The organism is Pseudomonas sp. 31-12 (assembly GCF_003151075.1).
Taxonomy (GTDB): domain Bacteria; phylum Pseudomonadota; class Gammaproteobacteria; order Pseudomonadales; family Pseudomonadaceae; genus Aquipseudomonas.
Genome location: NZ_CP029482.1, coordinates 393591 through 416071, shown reverse-complemented (window position 1 = coordinate 416071; position 22481 = coordinate 393591). Strand labels below are relative to the sequence as shown.

24 protein-coding genes, 1 tRNA gene and 1 pseudogene are annotated in these 22481 nt (G+C 60.2%); 7 read left to right on the top strand and 19 right to left on the bottom strand.

All coding sequences use genetic code 11. The features are described 5' to 3' along the window. Nucleotides 1–109: 109 nt before the first annotated feature. Entirely contained in the window at nucleotides 110–1552 is a 1443-nt protein-coding gene (gene gabD / locus DJ564_RS01905; RefSeq protein WP_010464868.1) for an NADP-dependent succinate-semialdehyde dehydrogenase, read from the bottom strand. Between the two features lie 349 nt (nucleotides 1553–1901). Between gabD and DJ564_RS01900 the strand changes: the two genes are divergently transcribed. Then, a tRNA-Arg gene (locus DJ564_RS01900) sits at nucleotides 1902–1978 on the top strand. Between the two features lie 81 nt (nucleotides 1979–2059). Here the strand turns inward: DJ564_RS01900 and DJ564_RS01895 are convergent. From DJ564_RS01895 to DJ564_RS01875, 5 genes are all read right to left on the bottom strand, one after another. Continuing rightward, a complete protein-coding gene (locus tag DJ564_RS01895; protein ID WP_256597465.1) occupies nucleotides 2060–2326 on the bottom strand; it encodes a hypothetical protein in 267 nt (88 codons plus the stop codon). A gap of 20 nt (nucleotides 2327–2346) precedes the next feature. Next, complete coding sequence (locus tag DJ564_RS01890) at nucleotides 2347–2985, bottom strand: hypothetical protein (protein WP_109627230.1); 639 nt, start codon at nucleotides 2983–2985, stop codon at nucleotides 2347–2349. Next, nucleotides 2982–3548, bottom strand: a complete 567-nt coding sequence (locus tag DJ564_RS01885) for an RNA polymerase sigma factor (RefSeq protein ID WP_109627228.1) — start codon at nucleotides 3546–3548, stop codon at nucleotides 2982–2984. Before DJ564_RS01885 ends, DJ564_RS01890 begins: the two co-directional genes overlap by 4 nt. Nucleotide 3549: 1 nt before the next feature. Then, on the bottom strand, nucleotides 3550–5262 hold the full coding sequence (locus tag DJ564_RS01880) for a VWA domain-containing protein (RefSeq protein WP_109627226.1): 1713 nt from the start codon (nucleotides 5260–5262) through the stop codon (nucleotides 3550–3552). 86 nt (nucleotides 5263–5348) lie between these two features. Further along, the gene (locus DJ564_RS01875) at nucleotides 5349–5909 is read right to left on the bottom strand and encodes a YbhB/YbcL family Raf kinase inhibitor-like protein (RefSeq protein WP_109627224.1); all 561 of its coding nucleotides are present in this window, start codon (nucleotides 5907–5909) and stop codon (nucleotides 5349–5351) included. A gap of 139 nt (nucleotides 5910–6048) precedes the next feature. Here DJ564_RS01875 and DJ564_RS01870 point away from each other — a divergent pair, with 139 nt between their 5' ends. Then, the gene (locus tag DJ564_RS01870; protein ID WP_109627222.1) at nucleotides 6049–7578 is read left to right on the top strand and encodes an apoptosis inducing factor family protein; all 1530 of its coding nucleotides are present in this window, start codon (nucleotides 6049–6051) and stop codon (nucleotides 7576–7578) included. Between the two features lie 63 nt (nucleotides 7579–7641). Here DJ564_RS01870 and DJ564_RS01865 read toward each other — a convergent pair whose 3' ends face one another. From DJ564_RS01865 to DJ564_RS01835, 7 genes are all read right to left on the bottom strand, one after another. Further along, nucleotides 7642–9147 (bottom strand): YdgA family protein, encoded by a 1506-nt coding sequence (locus DJ564_RS01865; protein WP_109627220.1) that lies wholly within the window; start codon nucleotides 9145–9147, stop codon nucleotides 7642–7644. Nucleotides 9148–9428: 281 nt separating this feature from the next. Further along, nucleotides 9429–10064, bottom strand: coding sequence for an NADH:ubiquinone oxidoreductase subunit N (locus DJ564_RS01860; RefSeq protein ID WP_109627218.1), 636 nt, complete (start codon nucleotides 10062–10064; stop codon nucleotides 9429–9431). A gap of 81 nt (nucleotides 10065–10145) precedes the next feature. Next, nucleotides 10146–11594, bottom strand: a complete 1449-nt coding sequence (locus DJ564_RS01855; protein WP_109627216.1) for an efflux transporter outer membrane subunit — start codon at nucleotides 11592–11594, stop codon at nucleotides 10146–10148. Beyond that, a complete protein-coding gene (locus DJ564_RS01850; RefSeq protein ID WP_109627214.1) occupies nucleotides 11591–12478 on the bottom strand; it encodes an HlyD family secretion protein in 888 nt (295 codons plus the stop codon). The genes DJ564_RS01855 and DJ564_RS01850 overlap by 4 nt, the downstream gene beginning before the upstream one ends. Further along, nucleotides 12475–12684, bottom strand: coding sequence for a DUF1656 domain-containing protein (locus tag DJ564_RS01845; protein WP_008148151.1), 210 nt, complete (start codon nucleotides 12682–12684; stop codon nucleotides 12475–12477). The genes DJ564_RS01850 and DJ564_RS01845 overlap by 4 nt, the downstream gene beginning before the upstream one ends. Continuing rightward, entirely contained in the window at nucleotides 12681–14753 is a 2073-nt protein-coding gene (locus DJ564_RS01840; RefSeq protein ID WP_109627212.1) for an FUSC family protein, read from the bottom strand. The genes DJ564_RS01845 and DJ564_RS01840 overlap by 4 nt, the downstream gene beginning before the upstream one ends. Continuing rightward, entirely contained in the window at nucleotides 14750–15178 is a 429-nt protein-coding gene (locus DJ564_RS01835; protein ID WP_109627210.1) for a MarR family winged helix-turn-helix transcriptional regulator, read from the bottom strand. Before DJ564_RS01835 ends, DJ564_RS01840 begins: the two co-directional genes overlap by 4 nt. Nucleotides 15179–15370: 192 nt before the next feature. Between DJ564_RS01835 and DJ564_RS01830 the strand changes: the two genes are divergently transcribed. Continuing rightward, nucleotides 15371–15553, top strand: coding sequence for a hypothetical protein (locus DJ564_RS01830; RefSeq protein ID WP_109627208.1), 183 nt, complete (start codon nucleotides 15371–15373; stop codon nucleotides 15551–15553). A 16-nt stretch (nucleotides 15554–15569) separates the two neighbouring features. On the opposite strand, the gene DJ564_RS01825 is transcribed toward DJ564_RS01830, so the two are convergent. The 4 genes from DJ564_RS01825 to DJ564_RS01810 all read right to left on the bottom strand — a co-directional run bounded on the left by DJ564_RS01825 (nucleotide 15570) and on the right by DJ564_RS01810 (nucleotide 17076). Then, entirely contained in the window at nucleotides 15570–15851 is a 282-nt protein-coding gene (locus DJ564_RS01825; RefSeq protein WP_109627206.1) for a type II toxin-antitoxin system RelE/ParE family toxin, read from the bottom strand. Then, nucleotides 15841–16086, bottom strand: a complete 246-nt coding sequence (locus tag DJ564_RS01820) for a type II toxin-antitoxin system Phd/YefM family antitoxin (protein ID WP_109627204.1) — start codon at nucleotides 16084–16086, stop codon at nucleotides 15841–15843. The genes DJ564_RS01825 and DJ564_RS01820 overlap by 11 nt, the downstream gene beginning before the upstream one ends. Nucleotides 16087–16231: 145 nt before the next feature. After that, nucleotides 16232–16477, bottom strand: coding sequence for a DUF2789 domain-containing protein (locus DJ564_RS01815; RefSeq protein WP_109627202.1), 246 nt, complete (start codon nucleotides 16475–16477; stop codon nucleotides 16232–16234). Nucleotides 16478–16614: 137 nt separating this feature from the next. Then, nucleotides 16615–17076, bottom strand: coding sequence for an aminoacyl-tRNA deacylase (locus DJ564_RS01810; RefSeq protein ID WP_109627200.1), 462 nt, complete (start codon nucleotides 17074–17076; stop codon nucleotides 16615–16617). A 198-nt stretch (nucleotides 17077–17274) separates the two neighbouring features. Here DJ564_RS01810 and DJ564_RS01805 point away from each other — a divergent pair, with 198 nt between their 5' ends. From DJ564_RS01805 to DJ564_RS32300, 4 genes and pseudogenes are all read left to right on the top strand, one after another. Continuing rightward, nucleotides 17275–17805, top strand: coding sequence for an NfeD family protein (locus DJ564_RS01805; RefSeq protein ID WP_109635916.1), 531 nt, complete (start codon nucleotides 17275–17277; stop codon nucleotides 17803–17805). 2 nt (nucleotides 17806–17807) lie between these two features. Next, entirely contained in the window at nucleotides 17808–18566 is a 759-nt protein-coding gene (locus DJ564_RS01800) for a slipin family protein (RefSeq protein WP_109627199.1), read from the top strand. Between the two features lie 326 nt (nucleotides 18567–18892). After that, complete coding sequence (locus DJ564_RS01795) at nucleotides 18893–19276, top strand: DUF6124 family protein (RefSeq protein WP_109627197.1); 384 nt, start codon at nucleotides 18893–18895, stop codon at nucleotides 19274–19276. 72 nt (nucleotides 19277–19348) lie between these two features. Then, nucleotides 19349–19833 (top strand): annotated as a pseudogene (locus DJ564_RS32300) (hypothetical protein). Here DJ564_RS32300 and DJ564_RS01785 read toward each other — a convergent pair. Together DJ564_RS01785 and DJ564_RS01780 are read right to left on the bottom strand one after the other, a co-directional pair. Beyond that, complete coding sequence (locus DJ564_RS01785) at nucleotides 19814–21400, bottom strand: efflux transporter outer membrane subunit (protein WP_109627195.1); 1587 nt, start codon at nucleotides 21398–21400, stop codon at nucleotides 19814–19816. The pseudogene DJ564_RS32300 and the gene DJ564_RS01785 overlap by 20 nt on opposite strands. After that, nucleotides 21397–22464, bottom strand: a complete 1068-nt coding sequence (locus tag DJ564_RS01780) for an HlyD family secretion protein (RefSeq protein WP_109627194.1) — start codon at nucleotides 22462–22464, stop codon at nucleotides 21397–21399. The genes DJ564_RS01785 and DJ564_RS01780 overlap by 4 nt, the downstream gene beginning before the upstream one ends. Between the last annotated feature and the right edge of the window lie 17 nt (nucleotides 22465–22481).

The following is a 22481-nucleotide window of genomic DNA, read 5'->3' as shown; positions in this document are numbered from 1 at the left end:
ATGATCGACTGCCACAGCTTTCCCGGCCACAGAGAAAATTCCGTTTGAAGCGCAGAAAGGGACAGCGCTCTCGTGCCCTTTCCGCTTGTTGCATTCCCGTCTGCCGAGCTTAGATGCCCAGGCAGAGGTATTTGATTTCCAGGTAATCTTCGATGCCGTACTTGGAGCCTTCACGACCCAGGCCCGACGCCTTGATGCCGCCGAACGGCGCGACTTCGTTGGAGATCAACCCGGTGTTGACGCCGACCATGCCGTATTCCAGGGCTTCCGCCACACGGAACACACGACCCAGGTCGCGAGCATAGAAGTACGAAGCCAGACCGAACTCGGTGTCGTTGGACATCGCGATCACTTCGGCTTCGTCTTTGAAGCGGAACAGCGGCGCCAATGGACCAAAGGTTTCTTCCTTGGCCACGGCAGCGTTTTTCGGCACGTTGGTCAGAATGGTCGGCTCGAAGAAGTTGCCTTCCATGACCTTGCCACCCGCCAGCACGGTTGCGCCTTTGCTGATCGCGTCAGCAATGTGCTCTTGAACCTTGGCTACGGCTTTTTCGTCGATCAGCGGACCCGTGGTGGTGCCTTCTTCCAGACCGTTGCCGATCTTGAGTTTGGCCACGGCCACTTTCAGCTTCTCGGCGAACGCGTCGTAGACCGAATCCTGAATGTACAGACGGTTGGCGCAGACGCAGGTCTGGCCGTTGTTGCGGTATTTGGAAATGATCGCGCCTTCGACGGCCTTATCCAGGTCCGCGTCGTCGAACACGATGAACGGCGCGTTGCCGCCCAGTTCCAGAGACACTTTCTTGATGTCCTTGGCGCATTCAGCCATCAGCTGACGACCGATTTCGGTCGAGCCAGTGAAGGACAATTTACGCACGATCGGGTTGCTGGTCAGCTCGCTGCCGATGTCGCCGGCGCTGCCGGTTACAACGCTGAACACACCGGCAGGAATGCCCGCACGCTGGGCCAGTTCAGCCAACGCGAATGCGGAGAAAGGGGTTTGCGAAGCAGGCTTGAGCACCATGGTGCAACCGGCGGCCAGTGCCGGGCCCGCTTTACGGGTGATCATCGCGGCCGGGAAGTTCCACGGGGTGATGGCTGCGGTCACGCCGATAGGCTGCTTGATCACGATCAGGCGCTTGTCTGGCTGGTGGCCCGGAATCACGTCACCGTAGATGCGCTTGGCTTCTTCGGCGAACCACTCGATAAAGGAAGCGGCGTAAACGATTTCGCCTTTGGCTTCGGCCAATGGCTTGCCCTGTTCCAGGGTCATCAGGCGAGCGAGGTCGTCCTGGTTTTCGATGATCAGTTCGAACCAGCGACGCAGCTTGTTCGCACGATCCTTGGCGGTCAGTGCACGCCAGGCCGGCAGCGCTTTGTCAGCGGCTTCGATCGCACGGCGGGTTTCGGCAGCGCCCATTTTCGGCACAGTGCCCAAAATTTCGCCCGTTGCCGGGTTGTTGACCTTGATCGTCAGACCATTGTCCGCATCAACCCAAGCGCCATCGATAAAGGCTTGCTGGCGGAACAACTGGGTGTCTTTAAGCTGCATGTCGGCTTTCCTTAACAGCACCGCGGCCAGCGCGGAGCGAATTATGATTGTAGAAAGGCGCCTTGTAGGCTGCCGTCAGGGAAATCATTCACCGGGCTGAAGCACATAAATAGCGCACTGTTCGAAACTCGTGCGGTTCAGCACCCAGACAAGAGCGTTTGAAATCTCGAACGAATCCTAGGATCAATGCCGGGAAAGGACAATAGGGCGTTCGAAAAAAAGAACGAAAACGGCGCATTTGCCTATTTTTTCTGATCAACGTAGCAAACGGTTGTTACGGTTGCGAAAACCGCAGTCGATTCAGCAGCATGGACGCCCGCAGTGCATATGAGTATCATGGCGCCCGCTTGCACCAGTAGCTCAGCTGGATAGAGTACTGCCCTCCGAAGGCAGGGGTCGTGGGTTCGAATCCCGCCTGGTGCACCATAATAGTAGAAACGAGAAAGCCTCAGGCCTTAGGGTCTGGGGCTTTTTTGTGGGAACCAAAAAACCGCCTAAGCGGTTTTTTCATTCAGTCGTCCAATCAAACTCGTCGTACTCATCATCCTCTTCGTCCTCAACCTCTTCATCATCAAGGACGCCTTCCTCCAGCGCCTCTTCTGCCTGCTTCGCCAGAAGAAACTCCTTACGACTCTCCGTCACTGCTCGCCGCAATTCCTCGCCCTTTTCCGGGCAGTTGAGCATTTGGGCGATGCGGTCGATTTTTTTTGCCACGGCATCCTCCAACGCATCGGCTATAGGCCGATAGTGCGCGCTTTCGGGTGTCGATGCCAAATGGCCGACCGCTTTGCGCCTCAGTTTTTCTGCAAATTCTTCAGTCGGGCGGCGAGGTTTTCCTTGGGAAAGCGTTTGTGCAAGGTCGCCATCAGCTCTTCAGCCGCTTTGGTTTGACCTGCATTTTGCAGGCGGATCACTTCACGTAATTGATCGTCGATAAACTTTGCCGGCGCCGCCGCTGGGCGCTTGCTCACCTTTGCCTCTTCAGCCATGTCAGCGCTGATCGATTCGCTCTGCGCCGGCGCGGCAAAATCAGCCATTGGCGCTACGGGTGCGGGCGCAGGCGCGGACATCGCGCCGGCCGGGGCAGCCATTGAGCGGGCAACCGATGCAGGTGCTTCTGCGGCTTCTTTCTTGGCGGCAAAAGACGAGGTTTCGGGCGCTGGGCTGGAATCGAACGTTGGCACTTGCTCAGGCGTACGTTGCACCAGCGCCAACATCAGTGCCACGCCAACCAGGCTGGCGAATGCGACTTGCCAACGGGGTTTCTGGCAAGCCAGGACCCAGCGTTGCCACAGGTTCGGTTTGCGTGCAGGCGTTTCACGGTGTGCGGCTGCCAGGATGAATGCATCCAGATGAGCCGGTGGTTCGCCAGCCAAGTGCTCACGATAATGCTGAAGCACTTCGTCTTCCGGTGTTTTTCGGGCGTCAGTCATGTCAGTACCTCCTCGGCCAGCAGCCGACGCAGTTTTTGCTGGGCGTAGCGCAAGCGACTCTTGACGGTTTCCAGGGGTGTTTCGGTGAGGTGGGCGATCTGCGGCAGGTCGAGATCGCCGTGGGCGCGCAGCAGGAAGACTTCACGCTGGTCGGCGGGCAGGTTTTGCAGGGCGGCTTCGAGGCGCTGGCTGTCGCGGCTCAGGCTCAGCAGTTGCTCCGGATCGGTCGCCTCATCCATCACGGCGTGGATCTGCTCGTCATAACTGTCATGCAACGGGTTGTGAATGCCATGTTTGCGCCAGTGGTCGATCAGTCGATTGCGAGCAATCTGAAAGAGCCACGTACGAAAATTCGCCCGACCTTGTGGCTGACTGGTGCTGCGGATCAGGCTCAGCCAGGTGTCCTGGTAAACCTCTTCGGCCAGTTCGGGCTTGCCGCTCAAACCGAAGAGGAACCGGTAGAGGCCTTGGCGATGACGGGCGTACAAGATCTCGAACGCTGGCCCGTCGCCTGCGCGATATCGGGCCAGCAGCGATTCGTCGCTCGGTTCAGGCGCTGCCATGTCAGTTGTACTCTCCTTTATGCGGCTCACTGTTGGAGGCGGTAGTGGTCCGCAGGCTCTGCGCCAACTCAACCAGTTGCACGAACTCTGCCCGCAGGCCGAATCGGTCGTCGCCCCGTGCACCGCGCGCCAAGGCCTCGGTGTCCTTCAAGCTGAAATCACCGGTATATCGCCCGTCCTTGAGTTGCTGGGAAAACGCTGCGACAGCCGCCGCAAAGCGCAGGTCATCACTGGCTTTGCCGACCGAATCACCCGCGATCGGCCGCTCGATCAAGCGACTTTTCCCACCTTCTGGCAGCTGATAACGCACACGAAGCATCGCCAATTCCCCGGTGGTACCGGAAGCCGCCGACTCAGCCTTGCCGTACCGCAACGGTTCCAGCCAGCCCTTCTCGCCCTTCGGCACAATTTCGTACAACGCCGTCACCGTGTGTCCTGCGCCGATTTCTCCGGCATCGACTTTGTCATTACTGAAATCCTCACGCTTCAACGCCCGATTCTCATACCCCAACAGCCGGTATTCGCTGACCTGCGCCGGGTTGAACTCCACTTGAAGCTTCACGTTCTTCGCCACTACCGCGAGGGTCGAGCCGAGCTGATCCACCAGCACCTTACGCGCCTCGCGCAGGTTATCGATGTAGGCGTAGTTGCCATCGCCAGCGTCGGCCAGTTGTTCCATCAGGTGTTCATTGTAGTTATCCACACCAAAACCCAAGGTGGTCAGGGACACGCCGGTCTTGCGTTTATCCACAGCCATTTGCTTGAGGTTGTCGAAGTCGCTGATGCCGACGTTGAAGTCACCGTCCGTGGCCAACAGGATGCGGTTGATGCCTTTGGCGATGAAGGCTTGCTGCGCCATCTGATAGGCCAGTTCGATGCCCGACGCACCCGCCGTCGAGCCGCCGGCGGTTAATTGGTCGATCGCTGTACGAATCTTCGCTTTCTCGCGTCCGGAAGTTGGCTCCAGTACGACACGCGATTCGCCGGCATAAACCACCAGCGAAACGCGATCCTGCTCGCGCAGTTGATCGACCAGCAATTTCAGGGTGCTTTTGACCAGCGGCAAACCTTCGCGACGGTCCATTGAGCCGGAGACGTCCACCAGAAACACCAGGTTGGCCGGGGCCAGTTCCGCGACTGCACGGTCCGAGGCCTTGATGCCGATGCGCAGCAAACGGGTATGCGGATTCCACGGCGACGGCGCCAGTTCGGTGGTTACGCCGAAAGGCGAGCCATCGGTGGGCAACGCGTAATCGTAGGGAAAGTAATTGACCATTTCCTCCAGTCGCACCGCGCCTTCGGGCGGCAGGCGTCCCTGGTTCAGCAAGCGGCGGACATTGGCGTAAGCGCCGGTATCGACGTCGGCGCTGAAGGTCGAAACCGGCGTCTCGGCCACGCTGTGAATCGGGTTATCCGCCAATACCTGATATTGCTCGCGCTGCTCATCCCGATAACCCTGCGGGTAGGCCTCGCCCGCCGGCATCGGCGCATAGCCAGCAATGGGGGCCGGACGAACGCTGCGTTTGGCCATCGACGCATCCGCCGCCACGGATTCGTTGCGCACCAGCGCCTCAGTCTTCATTGCACCTTGAGCCGGTGGCGACACAACAGCGGACTCAGGTTTAGAGGAAACGCCGCAACCGGCAACGGCCAACAGCAGCCCGACGGTGAAACCCTGGGCGGCCGGGCGGAGGAAATGCAGAGGGAGGGACATGGGGGCTGACCTCAGGAGGAAATTGATCCATTCATCCTCTGAGACGAGCCCCCGTTCAGGTTCGGGTTAACACTGCTGAAAAAATTTCAGCGGTGATAACGCCGCACCACGCTGCTGTTGCGCAGCACATGACCTTTGATTTTTTCCATCAGCTGCGCTCGGGTCAGGCCGGCAGGCAACGCGTCCGGCGCCAAATCGAGGGCGTAAAGCTGAATGATGTAGTGGTGCGAGCTGTCGCCGACGGGCGGACAAGGACCGATGTAGCCGGAAGTGCCTTTGCTGTTGCTGCCGCCCATGCCTTCGAGCGCAGATTTGGCGCCCACGCCGGCCGGAATCTGGCGGGTTGTGGCTTTGATGCCGTAGTGAATCCAGTGATCGACGCCCAGGCCTTTCTGACCGTCCGGGTCGTGCATGACGATGGCGTAGCTCAAGGTGCCAGGTGGGCCGGCGTTCCAGCTGAGGGCCGGAGACTGGTTCTTGCCGCCGCAGCCGCTGGCGTCGCTGGCCGCTGCCGAGGTGAACAATCGGTTATCCGAAACACCGGGAATGCTGACGGTGAAGCGTTCCTGGGCCTGCGCTGGAAACTGCACGCAGAGGGCGACTGCAACGGCCGCCAGCCAAGGGTTCAGAGAGGTCAATCGGGTCATTCCGGAGCACCTTGTGCGGATGGGGCCTTCGTCGGCTTGCGAACTATAGCTGTACCGTTCGTGCGGTGGCAGTGGGAATTGGCTGAACCTCGGGTTACGCGCCAAACTCTTAAGTGAAACGCCCGCCTGGAGAGTGACCATGGCCCTGCACCGCGTCGCCCGTTTCGCCGATGTTCCCGAAAACCGAGGCCTGGAAGTACGGATCGCGGACACCAAAATCGTCTTGCTGCGGGTCGGCGATCAATTGCGCGCCTATCAAGGCGAATGCCCCCACGCCGGGGCGCCGCTGGCCGAGGGGGCGCTGTGTCACGGGCGCCTGATTTGCCCGTGGCACAAGGCCGCGTACCGGATTGAGGACGGCGGGCTGTGTGAACCGCCATCTCTGGACAGCCTCAAGCGCTACCCCCTGGAAATGCGCGATGACGAAGTCTGGGTCGACGATCAGCCGCTATCGGATCCCCACACCCCGCCGGCCGATGACGAGCGCACGTTTGTGATCGTCGGTGCCGGTGCCGCGGGCACGGCGGGGGCGGCGGCATTGCGCGAGAAAGGCTTTGGCGGCCGCGTCGTGTTGATCGACCGCGAAGCCGATGCCGGTTACGACCGCACGGTACTGAGCAAATTCGTGATCGCCGGGGAAATGCCACCCGAAGAAGTACCGCCGCTACGAGAGGAAAGCTTTTACCGCGAACAGCGGATCGAACGAATAACCGGCCAGGTGGCGAGCCTGGATGCCCCCAACAAAACCCTGCGCCTGGCCGACGGTCAGTCGCTGACGTATGACGCGGCGTTGCTCGCGACCGGCGGCATACCCAACCCCCTCACGCTGCCCGGCGCCGACTTGCCGCAGGTCTTCCTGCTGCGTTCCAAGGATCAGGCGACGCGCATCCTGAGTGCTGCGAAACCGGGCCAGCGGGCGGTGATCATCGGCGACAGCTTCATTGCTCTCGAGTCCGCGTCGGCCCTACGCCAATACGGCCTGGAGGTCACCGTGCTGGCGCGCCACGCCGTGCCATTCGCCAAGCAGTTCGGCGAAGCGGTCGGCAAGGCGATTCGCGCCCTGCACGAGGCCAATGGCGTGGTGTTTCATACCGATGGCGACGCCGCAGCGATCGAAGGCACGGATAAGGTCGAAGCCGTGAAACTGGAAAACGGTCAACGTTTGCCCGCCGACCTGGTGCTGGTCGGCATCGGCGTCAGCCCGGCAACGGAACCGTTCACAGACCTGCCCAAGGAGAAGGATCGGTCACTGCAGGCCGACGGCGGCATGCGCGTGGCCGAAGGGTTGTGGGTGGCGGGCGATATCGCGACCTTCCCGCTCAACGGCCAGCCCCAGCGCATCGAGCACTGGCGCCTGGCCCAGCAACAGGCGCGGATCGCCGCGGCGAACATGCTGGGCGGCGACGAACACTACCTCGACGTACCGTATTTCTGGACCTGGCATTTCGGCAAAAACTACGACTACCTCGGCCACGCCGAAAGCTGGGACGAAGTCGAGTTTAAGGGCGACCCCGACCATCCTCCCTTTATCGGCCTGTTCAGCAAGAACGGCGTGGTTGCGGCGGCAGTTGCCTGCGAAAAAGAGCGGGCAATGGCGATGCTCGCTGAACGGATGAAACAGCCGTTGCCGGTAGATGAGGCCTGGCGGCTGGTTCGGGACGTGGATTAGGCTTTAAACAGCGCACAGCAAAACGCCCGGCAGAGACCGGGCGTTGCCTTGAAACGAGCGGCGTTACTGAATCTGTGGAGCGCCGCCGAGCTTGCTCATCACGAAGCCGACAAATTGCTCAACGGTCATTTTCTGGCCGTTGAATTCCACCTGATTGTTGGCGTAGTGCAATTTGGTGACGATGTCGTTGCCTTCCAGTTTGGCCAGTTGCGTGCCGACCGCCATGCTGCTGAACATGTCCGCGGTCGCTGTTGCCTGATCGGCAATGAGCTTGGCGTCGGTCTGGCCTTCGATTTGCGATTGCACGGTGAGCAGGTCGACGAGCATTGGTTTGGACACTTGCAGATTGAAATCCAGCAGCGCGATCAGCTGTTGGGTCAACTGGTCTGGCGGCAGGTCCATGGATTGCGGCTTGGTCAGGTCGAGCACCAGATTGGCGCGGCTTTCACCGTTGGTGGATTTGAACGACAGATTCTCCAGGGCCACCTGCGGGCCAGCCGCGAGCAGTTTTTCCAGGCCGGTTTTGACCTGCGCCTCTTCGGCCGGGGTCAGCACCAGCTCTGGAGCCGGTTCACCGGCGGCAGCGGCTTCAGCGGCAGCCTTTTCGTACGGCTGCAGTTTGGTCTGGTAGACCTGCATCAGCGACATGGTCGCCGGGATGTCGAGGTTCTTCAGGCTCATGGCCATCTGCGCAGAGCCGACGTTCTTGCCGTTCAGCGACACTTCACCCACCTTGTAATCGGCACGCCCCGAAGCGCTGGTGCCCGACTCTTCGGTTTGGTTCTTCATTTCAAATTTCTTGAAACCCAGAATCGATTGCTTGGCGCCGAAGGTGGTTTTGCTGTCGGTCAGCTCCAGGGTGTTGTCGCCGACGTAATAGCCGTAGGTGCTTTTGGTCAGGTTGCTGGCCACGGTCAGACCGTTCAGCTCGACCTTCACCGGCGTCTGGTCTTCAGCCACCGTGGTCAACGTCAGGCTGTCCATGTAACCGTTGGCCTTGACCTTTTGCGCCTGGGCGCTGGCGGCGACGTCGAGGTTCAGACCGGAGAATTTCAGGTTGGACTTGTCATCCAGCGCTACGTCCAGCGGCAACAATTGCAGGGTGCCGTTGGTGGCATTGTCGTAACCGATGTTGACCACACCCGTGAGTGGGGATTTGTCCTTGGCAGCGGCGAACCATTTTTCCGTCGTCGGGGTTCTTTCCAGTTCGTAGTGACTGGTGGCCATGACCGGCAACCATTTCAGCGACACCAGACGCGAGAACGGCAGCGGACCGTGTTCGAGGCGATCGACGAACAGCAACTCGACCGGCGCTTCGCCGAACATTTCGCCTTCGCCCTTGAGGCGGTAGTGCGCGGTGCTGCTGAAAATGTGTCTCTCCAGCGACACCAGTTCCAGCGTCGCTGTGCCGTTGGAACCGACCAGCGCGGCTTTCAGCTCTTTGTTGGCGTCGGCGATCGAGGTGTTCAGCACGCCTTCGATTTTGGTGCCGGTGTACCAGGCACCACCGGCGCTGATTGCACCGATGGCAACGACGATTCCAAGAAGCACGCCTGCTGATTTATTCATGAATTACCCGATGAATGTCCGTTGTTGAAAATGTGGTCGTCTTCCCTGAACCCATGACGGGTTGCGGTCACGACTGCGCTGAAAGTGCGATGCAGATTAGCATCAGGCGCACCGGGCGGCCCAATGTTTAAAGGTTAAAGAGTGTCTATGGACCGCACATGAGGGTTGAGAGTTTCGGCGGGCATGAAATCGCCATCGCGGGCAAGCCCGCTCCCACAGGTTTATCGCAATCCTGTGGGAGCGGGCTTGCCCGCGATGGCGTCAGTACGGACGACACACATTCAGGAATACTGGACTTCCATCTCATCCAGCTGATGATCAAAGCTTTTCAGCCGCGCCGTCCACGTATACACCAGCACTTCAAAGTCGCGATTGATCACCGCCCCGCCCGTCACTTCCGCGCGCGGGTCGCAGAAGTCCAGTTGATAGCGTTCTCGGGCCATGGCGGCCGCCACATCGGAGAGTTCACGGGCATTGTTGAGCCAGTGCCTGTCGTCATCGGAAACTTGCTTGTCCAGTTCCAGGCATTGCTTTTTCAGGATCTCGAGGCTTTTTTCCAGCGGCGTGCCGGTGAGTTCGCCCATGACTTCCTGGAACGTACGCCCCGGTTGCCAGTAGCTGCCCCAGAAATACCGGTCGAACACTGTTTCGACCCGACGCAACGCCACCTTGGTGTCCCAGATCAGCACCAGGGTCTTGCCTTGTTCGAGTTGTCTTTTCTTGATGCGCTGGCCCTGGACTGACGCCCAGGCCACCACGACGATTGCCATCACCGCAATCAGCGCGGCAGCGCTGTCGAGGAACACCAGCGCCTTGTCGATCTGGTGGGCCAGCATGATGCCGTAGAAATAGGTGGCCGACAGCAGGACCAATGCCGTAATAGCGCACCAGAAGCCGGGAGCATAAGGGTTTTTCATTATTAGATCCCCATGACCAACGCGAGCCTTGATCGATGAAGCCAACGCGCGACCTCATCAAATCAAAGCATAGCAACGGCCTCAGGGTTTGCCGGGCTGTGACGCTTGCGTTCGTCCGCTTTCCCAGCCGCCGCCCAAGGCGAGGAACAGATCGATCTGGCTCATGGCAACCTGGGTGTTGGCGGCGGCCAGTTGCGCCCGTACATCGGTGTAAGTGCGGGTGGCTTGCAGGTCCGCCAGGAACGACGCGCGGCCGGCCTGGAAGAAGCGGTGGGTCTGGTCAGCGGCCAATTGCGCCGATTGTTCGGCGTCGGCCAACGCATCGCGACGTTGCAGCAGCGCCGAGTACTGCGCCAGGCCGGTCTGGGTCTCGCGGATGGCGTTGAGCACCACGCCATCGAAATGCGCCAACGTGCCTTGGGTGGCCGCTTCCGCCTCGCGGATTCGCGCCCGGGAACCGTTGGACGGCACGGTCCAGGTCAGCAACGGGCCGAAGCCCCAGCGATTGGTCGCCGGTTTGCCGAGGTTTTCCAGGATGCCGACGGTACCGACCGTCGCGCCGATGCTGATGTCCGGGTACAACTCGCCCGTGGCGATACCGATGCCGGCGGTCGCGGCCGCCAGTCGGCGTTCGGCCTGACGCACATCGGGTCGGCGCTTGAGCAAGGTGGCACCGTCACCGACCGGTAGCAATTGGGTGATTTTAGGCAGTTCGTTGCAGGTGGCGGTTCCGGCCGGCAACTGCTCGACGGGTTTGGCCAACAGCATCGACAAGCGGAACAACCCGGCCTGACGCGCCGCTTCATAACGCGGCATGTCGGCGCGCAAGGATTTGAATTGGGTTTGCGAGCGGGTGACCTGGGTTTCGTCGCCGCGCCCGGCATCGCGCAGACGCTGGATCAGCGTGGTGCTCTGGGCTTGCAGGTCGAGGGAATGCTGGGCGATTTCCTGCTCTTCATTGGCCGCGCACACTTGGGTATAAGCCCGAACTACATCGGCCACCAACGTGATGCGTGCGGTATCGGCGGCGGCTTGAGTCGCGTCGGCATTGGCCTTGGCCGCTTCGATCCCGCGTTGCAAGGTGCCGAACAGGTCGAACTGATACGAGGTGGTAATGCCGATATCACCGACGTTGGCCACCGGCACTTTATCCGCCAGCAAGAACGCTTCGCCGGACTCCTGCAACCGCTGCGCGCCGATCTTCACACCGCCGCTCCAGCCGCCCGCCGCCTGCGCTTCGTCGACTTGAGCGCGGGCCCGGGCAAGGCTCGCCGCCGCCACGCGCAAATCGGTGTTGCTGGCCATGGCCTGCTGCACCAGTTGGTCAAGGCGCGGATCCTGATACAGGCGCCACCAATCGGCAGGCACCGGGGCCGACACGACATTTTTACCGTTCACCGCCAAGTCGCCCTGCAAGTCTTCGCGGTGGATAGCGGCCTCTTCCGGCAGATGATAATCCGGCCCGACCACCTGACAGGCCGACAGCAAAAAACCTAAGCCGACAACCGCCAAACCCGAGGCCCTGCTCATTTCGCGGGCTCCTGCGGTTGGTCATCCATGATCGACACTGTGGCGGTGCGCCCGGCGATCATGCGGAAGTCCGCCGGCACGTCGTCAAAGGCAATCCGCACCGGAATCCGCTGGGCCAGACGCACCCAGCTGAACGCCGGATTGACGTTGGGCAACAGGTTGCTGCCGCTGCTGCGGTCGCGGTCCTCGATGCCGGCGACGATGCTTTCGACATGGCCGCGCAAACGCGCGCGGTCGCCGACCACCCGAATGTCGACACTCTGGCCGACATGAATACCGTCGAGTTTGGTTTCTTCGAAATAGCCGTCGATGTGGAATGAATTGCTGTCCACCACCGACAACACCGGGCGCCCGGCGGTGACGAATTCCTGCGCACGCGGCGCGCGGTCGTTGACGTAACCGTCCACCGGGCTGCGAATGGTCGAGCGGTCGAGGTTAAGTTGGGCGCTGTCTACCGCCACCTGGGCTTCCATCAAGGCCACTTCGGCGCGGGCCACGCGGGACTGGCTTTCTTCCAGTTGCTCGCCCGGCACCAGATTGCCGAGGCCACGGTTACGCTTGGCTTCGCGTTGCGCCTGGGCCAGGGTTTCCTGGCGATCGGCGACCGCAGCCTTGGCTTGACGCAGGGCTAGCTTGAAGCGGTCCTGATCGATACTGAACAGCACCTGGCCGCGCGTCACCAACTGGTTGTCGCGCACTTGCACTTGCTGAATCAGCCCGGACACATCCGGGGCGATCTGCACGATGTCGGCACGGATGTGCCCGTCCCGGGTCCAGGGCGCGAACATGTAATACATCACCATGCGCCAGACCACGACGACGGCGAAGGTCACGATCAGCAGGGTCAGGACCACGCGACCGAGGGTCAAAAAAGGCTTTTTCATGTCATCAGGTATCGACTGAGTGAGTCCACGGCGCCGAGCAGCAAGGCGTAGAGAGCCACGTTAAACAATGCCCGGTGCCAGACCAGACGGTAAAAGTGCAGGCGCGTCAGCAACCCGTGCACCAACAGGAACAGCACGTACGTAATGCCCATCAGCACCAGCAGCGTGGGGAGGAACACTCCGCTGATATCCAGATCACCGATCATAAAGGCGCTCCATCGATGCCATGGGGAAGCGGTTCTTCGCGTTCGCCCGAGGCGACGAATTCCACCCCCGGCAGCAGCGACAGGCGCAAACCGCTCAGGGCATGCAGCAGGTGCAGACGCGCGCCGTCATCACACTCGGTGTTGAGGGCGCGGCGGGTGCGGTCGAGGGTCATCAGCAGCGGGCTCGGTGCCGGCAATCGCTCGCCCGCCTTCAAGCAGGCCTTGAAGTATTCGCCGACCTCGGCCACCACTTGATGCAGCAACGCTTGCGGCGTGCCGTGCACTCGGGGCGTGTAGGCCAGCAGGTCGAGCAAATTCAGCGCTACGCGCACTTCCCGCAGCGCGATGCCGGTGTCTTGTCCGGTCATGGCCAGGCGCGGCAGATGCTGCATCAGGCGATCGAGCATCTGCACGCCGAGGTGCCGGTGTTCGGCCAGCGTGGCCGGCTCGGTCAGGCTGACAATGTCGCGCCAGCTGAACCGGGTCAGGCGCTTGGCCGCCAGTTCCGCACCGAATGGCCGGGCAATCAGGGTCCAGACAAAGGCAAACAGCAAGCCGACGGGGCCGGCGAGGTTGGAGTTGGCGAAGCTGAGGAAATCCGCGTCGTAAGCGCCCTGAATGCTGATGAACGACGAGGTGTTGACCAGGGTCAGCAGCATGCCCAGGTAAAACTGCGGCTTGACCGTCAGGGTGCCGATGCAAATGAATGGCACGGAAAACGCCAGTACCAGCATCGGGAAGTCATGCAGGTTGGGCAGGACCAGGAACAGGTAAAGACTGGCAAACAACACCGACATCGCGGTCCAGAAAAAGAACCGGAAAATCTGCGGCGCCGGGTCGTCCATCGAGGCGAAGAAGCTGCACGCCACCGCCGCCAGAATCACCGCGGCGCCACCGTCGGTCCAGCCGAGCAGAATCCACAGCACCGAGGCGACAATGATCGCGGTCACCGTGGACGCCGCCGAATACAGCATCAGCCCACGGTCGAGAAACGGCGACAGGCGACCCAGTCGCCAGTGCCGATACACCGCGCGCCAGCTGTCCTGACTTTCGCACTGAATGGCGTATTGCAGGCTGCGGCAGTCTTGCCACACATCGATCCACTCGCCGAGGCGATACAGGGCGTTGGAAAACAGCAACTGCTTACGGTCATCCAGCGCTTCGGCGGACGGTTGCAAGGCCTCAAGTTGATCTTTCAGCGCTTGCCAGCGGGCGAGGTCGGCATCCTTGTGATTCAGCCATTCGGTGGTCGCAGTCAGCAGCGGCGCGAACTTATCCACAAGCTCGGGCGTTCTGCGTTCGAGGGCATAGAGCGCGTCATCGAGGGCATCAATCACCGGCAGCAGGTGAATCATCCGCCCGCGCAGCTCTTTGGTATTGCGCACCGTCTGCGGCCGCGCGCCTTCGTGGGGCAACTGGCCGATCATCAGCTCCAGGCTGTTGAAGGTCGCCACCATCGCCGAGCGCAAGGCGCTGACTTCATCCGGCTGCACGTTGCGGCTGAGAAAACGCAGACTGTAGGTCGAGGCATCGGCGAACCATTTGTTCACCGAATCGTTGAACACCGGCGCCAGCCGCCGTGGCCAGAACATGGCACCGACCACGGCCGCCACCGCGATGCCGAGGAAGATTTCTTCGGTCCGCGCTTCGGCCACGTCCCACACCGCCAACGGGTTATCCACCACCGGCAAGGCGATCAGCGGCAAGGTGTAACCGGCGAGCATCAGCGCGTAACTGTTGGCCGTGCGCAGATGCAGGGACAGGAACAACAACGTCCCGGTCCACAGCGCGATCACCACCACCAGCACATAGGGGCTCTGGACAAACATCGGCACGAAAAAAACCGCTGCCGCCGCACCGAGCAAGGTGCCGACCGCGCGGTACAACGCCTTGGAACTGGTAGGGCCGACAAACGGGCTGGAAACGATATACACGGTAGCCATCGCCCAATACGGACGCGGCATTTGCATGAGCATGGCGATGTACAACGCAATCATCGATGCCGCGAACGTGCGTACCCCGTAAAACCAGTCCCGCGCCGGAGGAACGCCGGTAAAAAATCCGCTCAAGGGTTGGCCACCGACGGCGGGTTGGCCCCTTCAAAGGCTCTCAACACCCGCAGCGTTGCTTCCAGATCACTGCGGTCGATCCCTTCGAGCACTTCATGGCGCAACCGCACCAACTCGATCTCGACCGCCTGCACCAATTCCCGGCCAGTTTCCGTCAGGCTCAGGCATTTGGCGCGTCGATCATGGACGTCTTCGGTGCGACGAACGTAGCCGGCATGACACAACTGATCGAGCAAACGCACCAGTGACGGACTCTCCATCCCCGCCGCCTGCGCCACCGTCACCTGCCGCACACCCTCGCCCAGACGCCCGATCATCAACAACGGGACGGCGCAGGCTTCAGAGATTCCATAGTTGACCAGCGTGGTCTGGCAGATCTTCCGCCAATGCCTGGCGGCCACCACCATGGAGCTGCTGATGTTCATCTGGAGAGCGTCGAGGTTTTTCGGCACGAGGGGAAACACACACTGTTAGTTTGCTAACTATCAATATGGCATTGGAGGGGAAAGTTGGTCAAGTTTTGAAACATATTGGCGGGCATGACCCATGCCTAGCTTCGGCAGGAATCGCCGTAGCATTCGAAACTTCGTAACGCTTTGCCTGATTGAGCCTTAACAATGACTAAACCTCCTGCATCAGAATCTGAAAACACCTTGAATTCTGCAGACTCAAAGCAGTACCGCGGTTTCCTGCAAAGGAAAGTGGACGCGGCACGGCTATCACAGCGCCAGGGCCAATATTTAAGCAATGAAGAGATCGAAACAAAATTCGCCGCCAGGCGGGCGCAGGCGGCGGAGTAGAAAGGTCGGAAACCTATTAACGTTTCTTGGCTCGGTCGTAAACAGCGCTGCGTTCACGCTTACCCACTGCCACCACGGAAACGACTACACGTTCATCAATAACTTCGTACACCAATCTGTACCCCGATGAGCGCAACTTGATTTTGTAGCAGTCAGGCATTCCATGTAGTGAGTCTGACGGTACTCGCGGGAGCTGAAGTCGCTCTGCCAATTTCTTTTTGAATTGCTCTCGCAATGTATGACCCAGTTTGTCCCACTCCTTGCGTGCGGACGGCAGGAATTCGAGCTTATAGGTCATCCAGATTTACCGGCACCGGTGTCTCATGCCTGCGAGAGCGGACAATTTCCGCCAGTTCCAGATCATCGAGTCGCTCCATCATGCACTCGAAAACATCGGCCGGAACCATGTAGCCCATGACGCGATTGTGATTTAGCACTGCCACAGGCCCGCCATGAGCGCCGTTCAGTACCGCTGATGGATTTTTCTTCAACTCAGACACGCTGACAGCGATGTCGGCCAGAACATTTTGCATAATTAAGACCTCAATTCAGGTCTAGATTCTGGTCCATTCACGTTTTATGAGCAACCCAGAAAAACCTCTCAAATTGGATTTGTCGTCAGATTTTTTTACCGCTCACCAGTTTTTTTTACATTTCGCCATTTTCCCTCAGATTTTTTTACACCCCCCGCCCCTTCCTCATCAGCACATCCAGTTGATCCACCACCTCAGCCCAATCTGCATCATCCAGAATTTCCTCCCGCAACAACTGCGCTTGGCCCTCGCTCCAGAAAAATGCATCGGCCAGATGCAATTCGGGCTTGAGCGGTGAGTGGGTGGCGATGAATTTATCGATGCTTTCGGCGTCGTCCGGCAGGCCAAGTTGTTTGAACAGGGAAGGGAGGGTGTGGGTTGGGGATTCCATGTCTGGCTCCTGTTTATGGCAGATGATGGGTGACTGCTTTGCAGTCAATCGCGGGCAAGCCACGTGCCCACAGGATTGCGATAACCCTGTGGGAGCGTGGCTTGCCCGCGAAGACGGTATCACTAACGCCGCAAAACTCACTGGCTCAACTCACGCACCTCCGCATGCGGCACCATTTTCAGAAACTCTGGCACGTTCATGTGCAGCAGATTGGTGTGGTTGCCGGCTTCCAGGTAGATGTCTTTCTGCCGGGTCAGCAGCGGGTCGATGACCACGTCGAGCCCATAGGCCTCGCCAAGGGCGGGCACGGCGCCGCGTTCGCAATCATCGAACAGGTGCGGCAGGTTACTTTCCCGGGAAACCTGCCATTCGCCACTGCTGCGCACTTTGCTCAGGTCCAGATGGCGGCTGGCGGGCAGTACAGCCATCAGGAAATGCCCGTGTTGGTCGTCGAGGATGACTGACTTGGCCACCCGTTCGGCAGGAATGCCCGCGAGTCGCGCGGTTTCAAGGCTGCTGGCCGAGTGCGGGTGGGACACGATGTCATATTCGCAGCGCGCCTTCTCCAGGCTGCTCTGCAGGGTTTTTGCCATACGCATGATGCACCTCGGTGTCCGCAAACACTGTTTGGCGGACGATGGTTAACACTTTTCTCCGTACTGAAAGTCTAGGCCCGCTGGGGGATTGCGCAGGGAAATCTGCCCATCGGCGGACGTCGACAACTGATCAAAATTCGTCCAATCGAGAGCTCAGCTAGACTGTATAAAGAACCATCAATGACTCTCCCGGAGGGTCACGTGAACATTCGTTGCTGTGCAGTTGCGTCGCTGTTGGTCGTGAGCGGATCGGTCTTCGCCGCGGACACCGTCGTCCTGCTGGCCCCCAACCCTATCGGGATCTGGCTGATCACATTCGGCATCGCCTTTCTGATCGCCGAAGCGGCGCTGCCCAATTACGGCGTGATCGGGTTGGGCGGCATTGTGATGTTCGTGATTGGCGCGGTGGTTCTGACCAACACCGAAGTGCCTGTGCCATTGATGATCGGCCTCGGTCTGATCAGCGCCCTGCTACTGGTTTTCCTGCTGATTCACGCCCTGAAAACCCGACCACGCGAAAACGTCAGTGGCGATGCAGGACTGGTGGGCAGCGTGACCCCGGTGATGTCGCTGGCCGGCAATGACTACAACGGCTGGGTGCATTTGCAAGGAGAGAAGTGGCAAGTCCTCAGCACTACGCCGCTGCAACCCGGGCAAAAGGTCCGGGTGGTGGCACGCAAGGGATTACTGCTGGAAGTGGCCGCAGCTGATGCGGCGTCGAAGGGAGAATAGACATGGGCCTGCAACTGGGTTTTGCCGCGCTACTGTTACTGCTGATCGCGCTGGCGGGTTCGACTTTCCGCATCCTGCGCGAATACGAGCGCGGGGTGGTGTTCCAGCTCGGGCGCTTCTGGCAGGTCAAGGGGCCTGGCCTGATCCTGCTGATTCCGGTGGTCCAGCAAATGGTTCGCGTCGACCTGCGCACCGTGGTGCTCGACGTGCCGGCACAAGACGTCATCACTCGCGACAACGTTTCGGTCAAGGTCAACGCGGTGCTGTATTTCCGCGTGCTCGACCCACAGAAAGCCATCATCCAGGTCGAAGACTTCCTCATGGCCACCAGCCAATTGGCTCAGACCACGCTGCGGGCGGTGCTCGGTAAACATGAACTCGATGAACTGCTGGCTGAACGGGAACGGCTGAACATCGACATCCAGCAAGTGCTCGACGCCCAGACCGATGCCTGGGGCATCAAGGTCGCGAACGTCGAGATCAAGCACGTGGACCTCAACGAATCGATGGTCCGCGCCATCGCCAAACAGGCCGAAGCCGAACGGGAACGCCGGGCCAAGGTGATTCACGCCGAAGGTGAATTGCAGGCTTCGGAAAAACTGATGCAAGCGGCCGAGATGTTGGGGCGTCAGCCGGGGGCGATGCAGTTGCGGTACATGCAGACGTTGAGTTCGATTGCCGGGGACAAGACAGCGACGATTGTCTTTCCGCTGCCGATCGAATTGCTCAAGGGGATGGCGGATTTGTCGTCCAAATCCTGACCTTCTGCGAAAACACCAACGTCTGGTAACTCCGTCGGAGATTTCCTTCAAGTTGTAGTGGTGTTGGTGAACTTGTTCCGGCCTGAACCCAGGTCTAGTCTGGGTTTGTCACTGAATAAACGGTGACACGGACGTGCAAGTCCGACGAAACTGTTTGGGTCGCAATTGCCATGTCTCATTGCTTAATGGCGGCTGCGCGCAGGAGATCCTCGGATCTGCTGGGTGTCCTAAACAGTCCCGGTCTTGCACACCTGCGCTCGGCCGCCACCCCATTCGCGTGCAAGCGAACGGTGACGGCTCTCACTTACTGTTTAGGATTTTTATATATGCACAAGATTACTCCGAATCCGCCAGGTAACCCTGGCACCGATTCCGACGATTCCCTCGAAGCCGAAAAACTCAAGGAAGCCGCTGACCGCGCCTTCGCCCACTACTTCCCCCCGGCTGATGGAAAACCAACCAAACGCCGCAAAGGCCATCTCTTCACCGTTTCCCCCGACATCGACACCGAAGCCCTGCTGGCCAATGCCTCCGAAGACCTGCTGTCCATCAGCGCCATTGCGGCCGATCTCGCGGACGATGTGGACGGGACGCGGCGCTCGGTCGCCCTGGCGCTCAGCCGTATGGCCGATGGTGTGCAGTTGCTGGTTGAGCGGGCGATGGATCATTGGGAGGCGTTGCAGATTCAGCAGGCTCAGGCCAAGGTTTAGCCGGGTAGATTTGTGGTGAGTTGAAGATCGATATCGCGGGCAAGCCCGCGATGGCGTCAGTGCTGTCAATGCATGACTTGGCAACTAACGCCTTATAAATGGCTAAACCTGCCGCAGTTGTTGACTTACATCGCTCACATTGAAAACCCTCAAAGCTCTACGGCCTCAATTGACTACTTCACGTCTTCGGTCAAACTAGAACTGGCTACCCGCGGCATCGTTTCCAAGGAGGCTCAAGACACTTACGTCCGCGCCCTTAAGGCTCACAATGTTGCCGTTCACTATGGTCGCCACCAACTCGAACCTGCACGCGCGCCCTGTCCGGGGATACAGACATGGCTCCCGCACTGAAAGCCATCCGGGAAGACTTTCCTCAAATAAACGTAGGTATCGTTCTTCCATACAGGAAAGGATTCAAACGAATCCCACCCGGTTCGTTGAAAGAACATTCGCACTGGATGCGAAAAGCCATCTCCGCAGAAGAGTTGCAGTCACACCAGTTTCCGGACAAGGTACCTACCCGTAAGGCCCCGGCCATCAAACCGGATTACTGGTAACGACGCGAGCCACCGGATACACCGACTCCCATCCCCCACCCAACGCCTTATACAAACCCACCATCGCCAGCGACACCCCGGTCGAGCTCTCCACAAATTGCTCCTGAGTCGCCAACAGCGCGCCTTGCACCGTGAGGACGTTGACGAAGTCCACAACGCCTTCCACGTATTGCTGCTGTGCGGTGCGCAAAGCGATCTGGTTTTGGCGCACGGCTTCGGCGAGGCTGTCGCGGCGCAGTTGGCTGGCGTTGTAGGCGCTCAGTTGATCGTCGATTTCATGCCATGCGCGCAGTACGGTTTGCTGGTAGCCGACGGCGGCTTCCTGTTGCTGGGCCTCGCGTAAATTCAGGACCCCGCGCAGGCGGCCGCCGTCGAACAGCGGCAGGCTGAATTGCGGACCGATGCCGAATGCGCGCGAGCCCCAGGAGCCGAAATCGCTGAGCTGCATGGCTTGTGAACCGATGTTGCCGGACAGGGTTATCCGCGGATAGAAGTCACCCCTGGCCACGCCGATGCTCGCGGTGGCGGCATGCAGGCGGGCTTCGGCCTGACGGATGTCCGGGCGGCGTTCGGCCAGTTGCGACGGCAGCCCGATGGCGACCTGACGCGGGGTAGGCGGCACGGGGGCGTCTGTGGATAACTCGGCGTGGAGCGCTTGCGGCGGTTCGCCCATCAACAGGCTGAGCGCGTTGATCAGTTGTGATTGGCGCTGTTCCAGTGCCGGCAGGCGCGATTCGATGGCGGCGACTTGCGCCGCCGCTTCGGCGACGTCCAGGTCGGTGGCAACGCCGTCGGCCAGGCGCAGTTGCGAGAGTTTCAGGCTGTGTCGGGCGACGTCGAGGTTTTGCTCGGTGACGACTCGGGTGCTCTGCACGCCGCGCAGTTGAATGTAGTCCTGAGCCGTTTCGGCGAGCACCGACAGCAGCACGCCACGTCGATCGTTTTCCGCCACTTCCAGGGTCGCATCAGCGGCTTCGGTTTCGCGGCGCACACGGCCCCAGAAATCCAGTTCCCAGGAGGCGGAGAAACCGGCGTCCCAGAGGTTGAACGCCGAGTCGCCGTTATTGCCAGATGGGTCGTTCAGACCTTCGCCGCTGTTGCGTTTGCGCCCGTAACTGCCGGTGGCGGCGGTGTTGGGGTAACGGTCAGCGGTGATTACCTGGCGTGCGGCGCGACTTTGCTGCAAGCGGCTGCTGGCGAGTTTCAGGTCGAGGTTGTCGGTCAGGGCGCGTTGGGTGAGGGCCGAAAGTTTCGGGTCGTTGAAGACTTCCCACCAGCGTTCGTTCATGTCGGTGGGGACTGCTTCGCTGGCGGCAGATTTGGACGGTTTTGACCATTCGGTGATTTGTTGGGGTTGAGGTTTCTGGAAGTCGGGGCCGACGGTGCAGGCTGAAAGGCTCATGACCAGCAAGGCATAAAGGGATAGGTGAGGCCAGCGGCCGCTTCGCGAGCAAGCTCGTTCCCACAGGGAATCTACTTTTGTACCAAGATTGTGTGCATTGAACCGGCCCAATGTGGGAGCGGGCTTGCTCGCGAAGGCGTCAGCCCGGTCAACAACGCTCTTCATCGCTGAACCACCTCAGACGCAGTCGCCCCATCGGCGGTATCAATGCTCGCTTCAACCGACATCCCAACCCGCAACCGCTCGGCCAATGCCTGACCCGGTTCCAGCACAATTTTCACCGGAATCCGCTGCACCACTTTAGTGAAGTTACCGGTGGCATTGTCCGGTTTGATCGACGCAAAGGTCACACCGGTGGCCGGCGCGATACTCTCGACGCGCCCCGTTAAAACCTCACCGCCGAGGCTGTCGACACGCACTTGCACGTCCTGCCCCGGCTTCACGTCAGTCAGTTGGGTTTCCTGAAAGTTGGCCACCACGTAAGCCTGTGCCAGCGGCACCACTGCCAGAATCTTGCTGCCCGGCGTCACGTAAGCGCCAACCCGCACCGCCCGCTCACCCACCATGCCGTCCTGAGGAGCAACGATGCGCGTGTAAGACAGCTCGTAGCTGGCCATTTCCAACGCCGCTTGCGCCCGTTTCAATCCACCGTCAGCCGCGTCGCGCTGAGCGGTAAGGATCTCTACCTGCTTGCGCTCCGCCGCCAGCACCGCCGTGACGTTGGCCAACCGCGCGGTGGCCTGATCGATGCGCGTGCGCGCTTGCTGCGCATTCTGCACCGTGCCGGCACCGACTCCGGCCAAGTGGTTGTAGCGGTTCAGTTCGTGCTCGGCGAAGGCCATTTCAGCCTTGGCCGACACCACCGTGGCCTGGGCCTGAGCGATCACGGACGTCTGGCGCTCAAGGGTTGCCCGAGCGTTTTGCAGTTGCGCCCTGGCCACCAGCGTTTCGGCGTCGGCGGCCTGGGCGGCGGCACGCAGGTCGCGGTCGTCGATCAACGCCAGCAATTGCCCGGCCTTGACCTGCTGGTTGTCCTCCACCAGCACTTCCTTGATGAAGCCCGCGACGCGAGGCACCACCAGGGTGAAGTCCGCCGAGACGAAGGCGTCGTTGGTGCTCTGCTGCGTGCGCTTGCCAAAAACGCCTGGCGCCAGCAAATAAATCAGCACGCCGACCGCCACCACTGCGGCGACGCCGACCACCACTTTTTGATTTGTTTGAGTCGTCATAAAAACCTTCTGTTTCA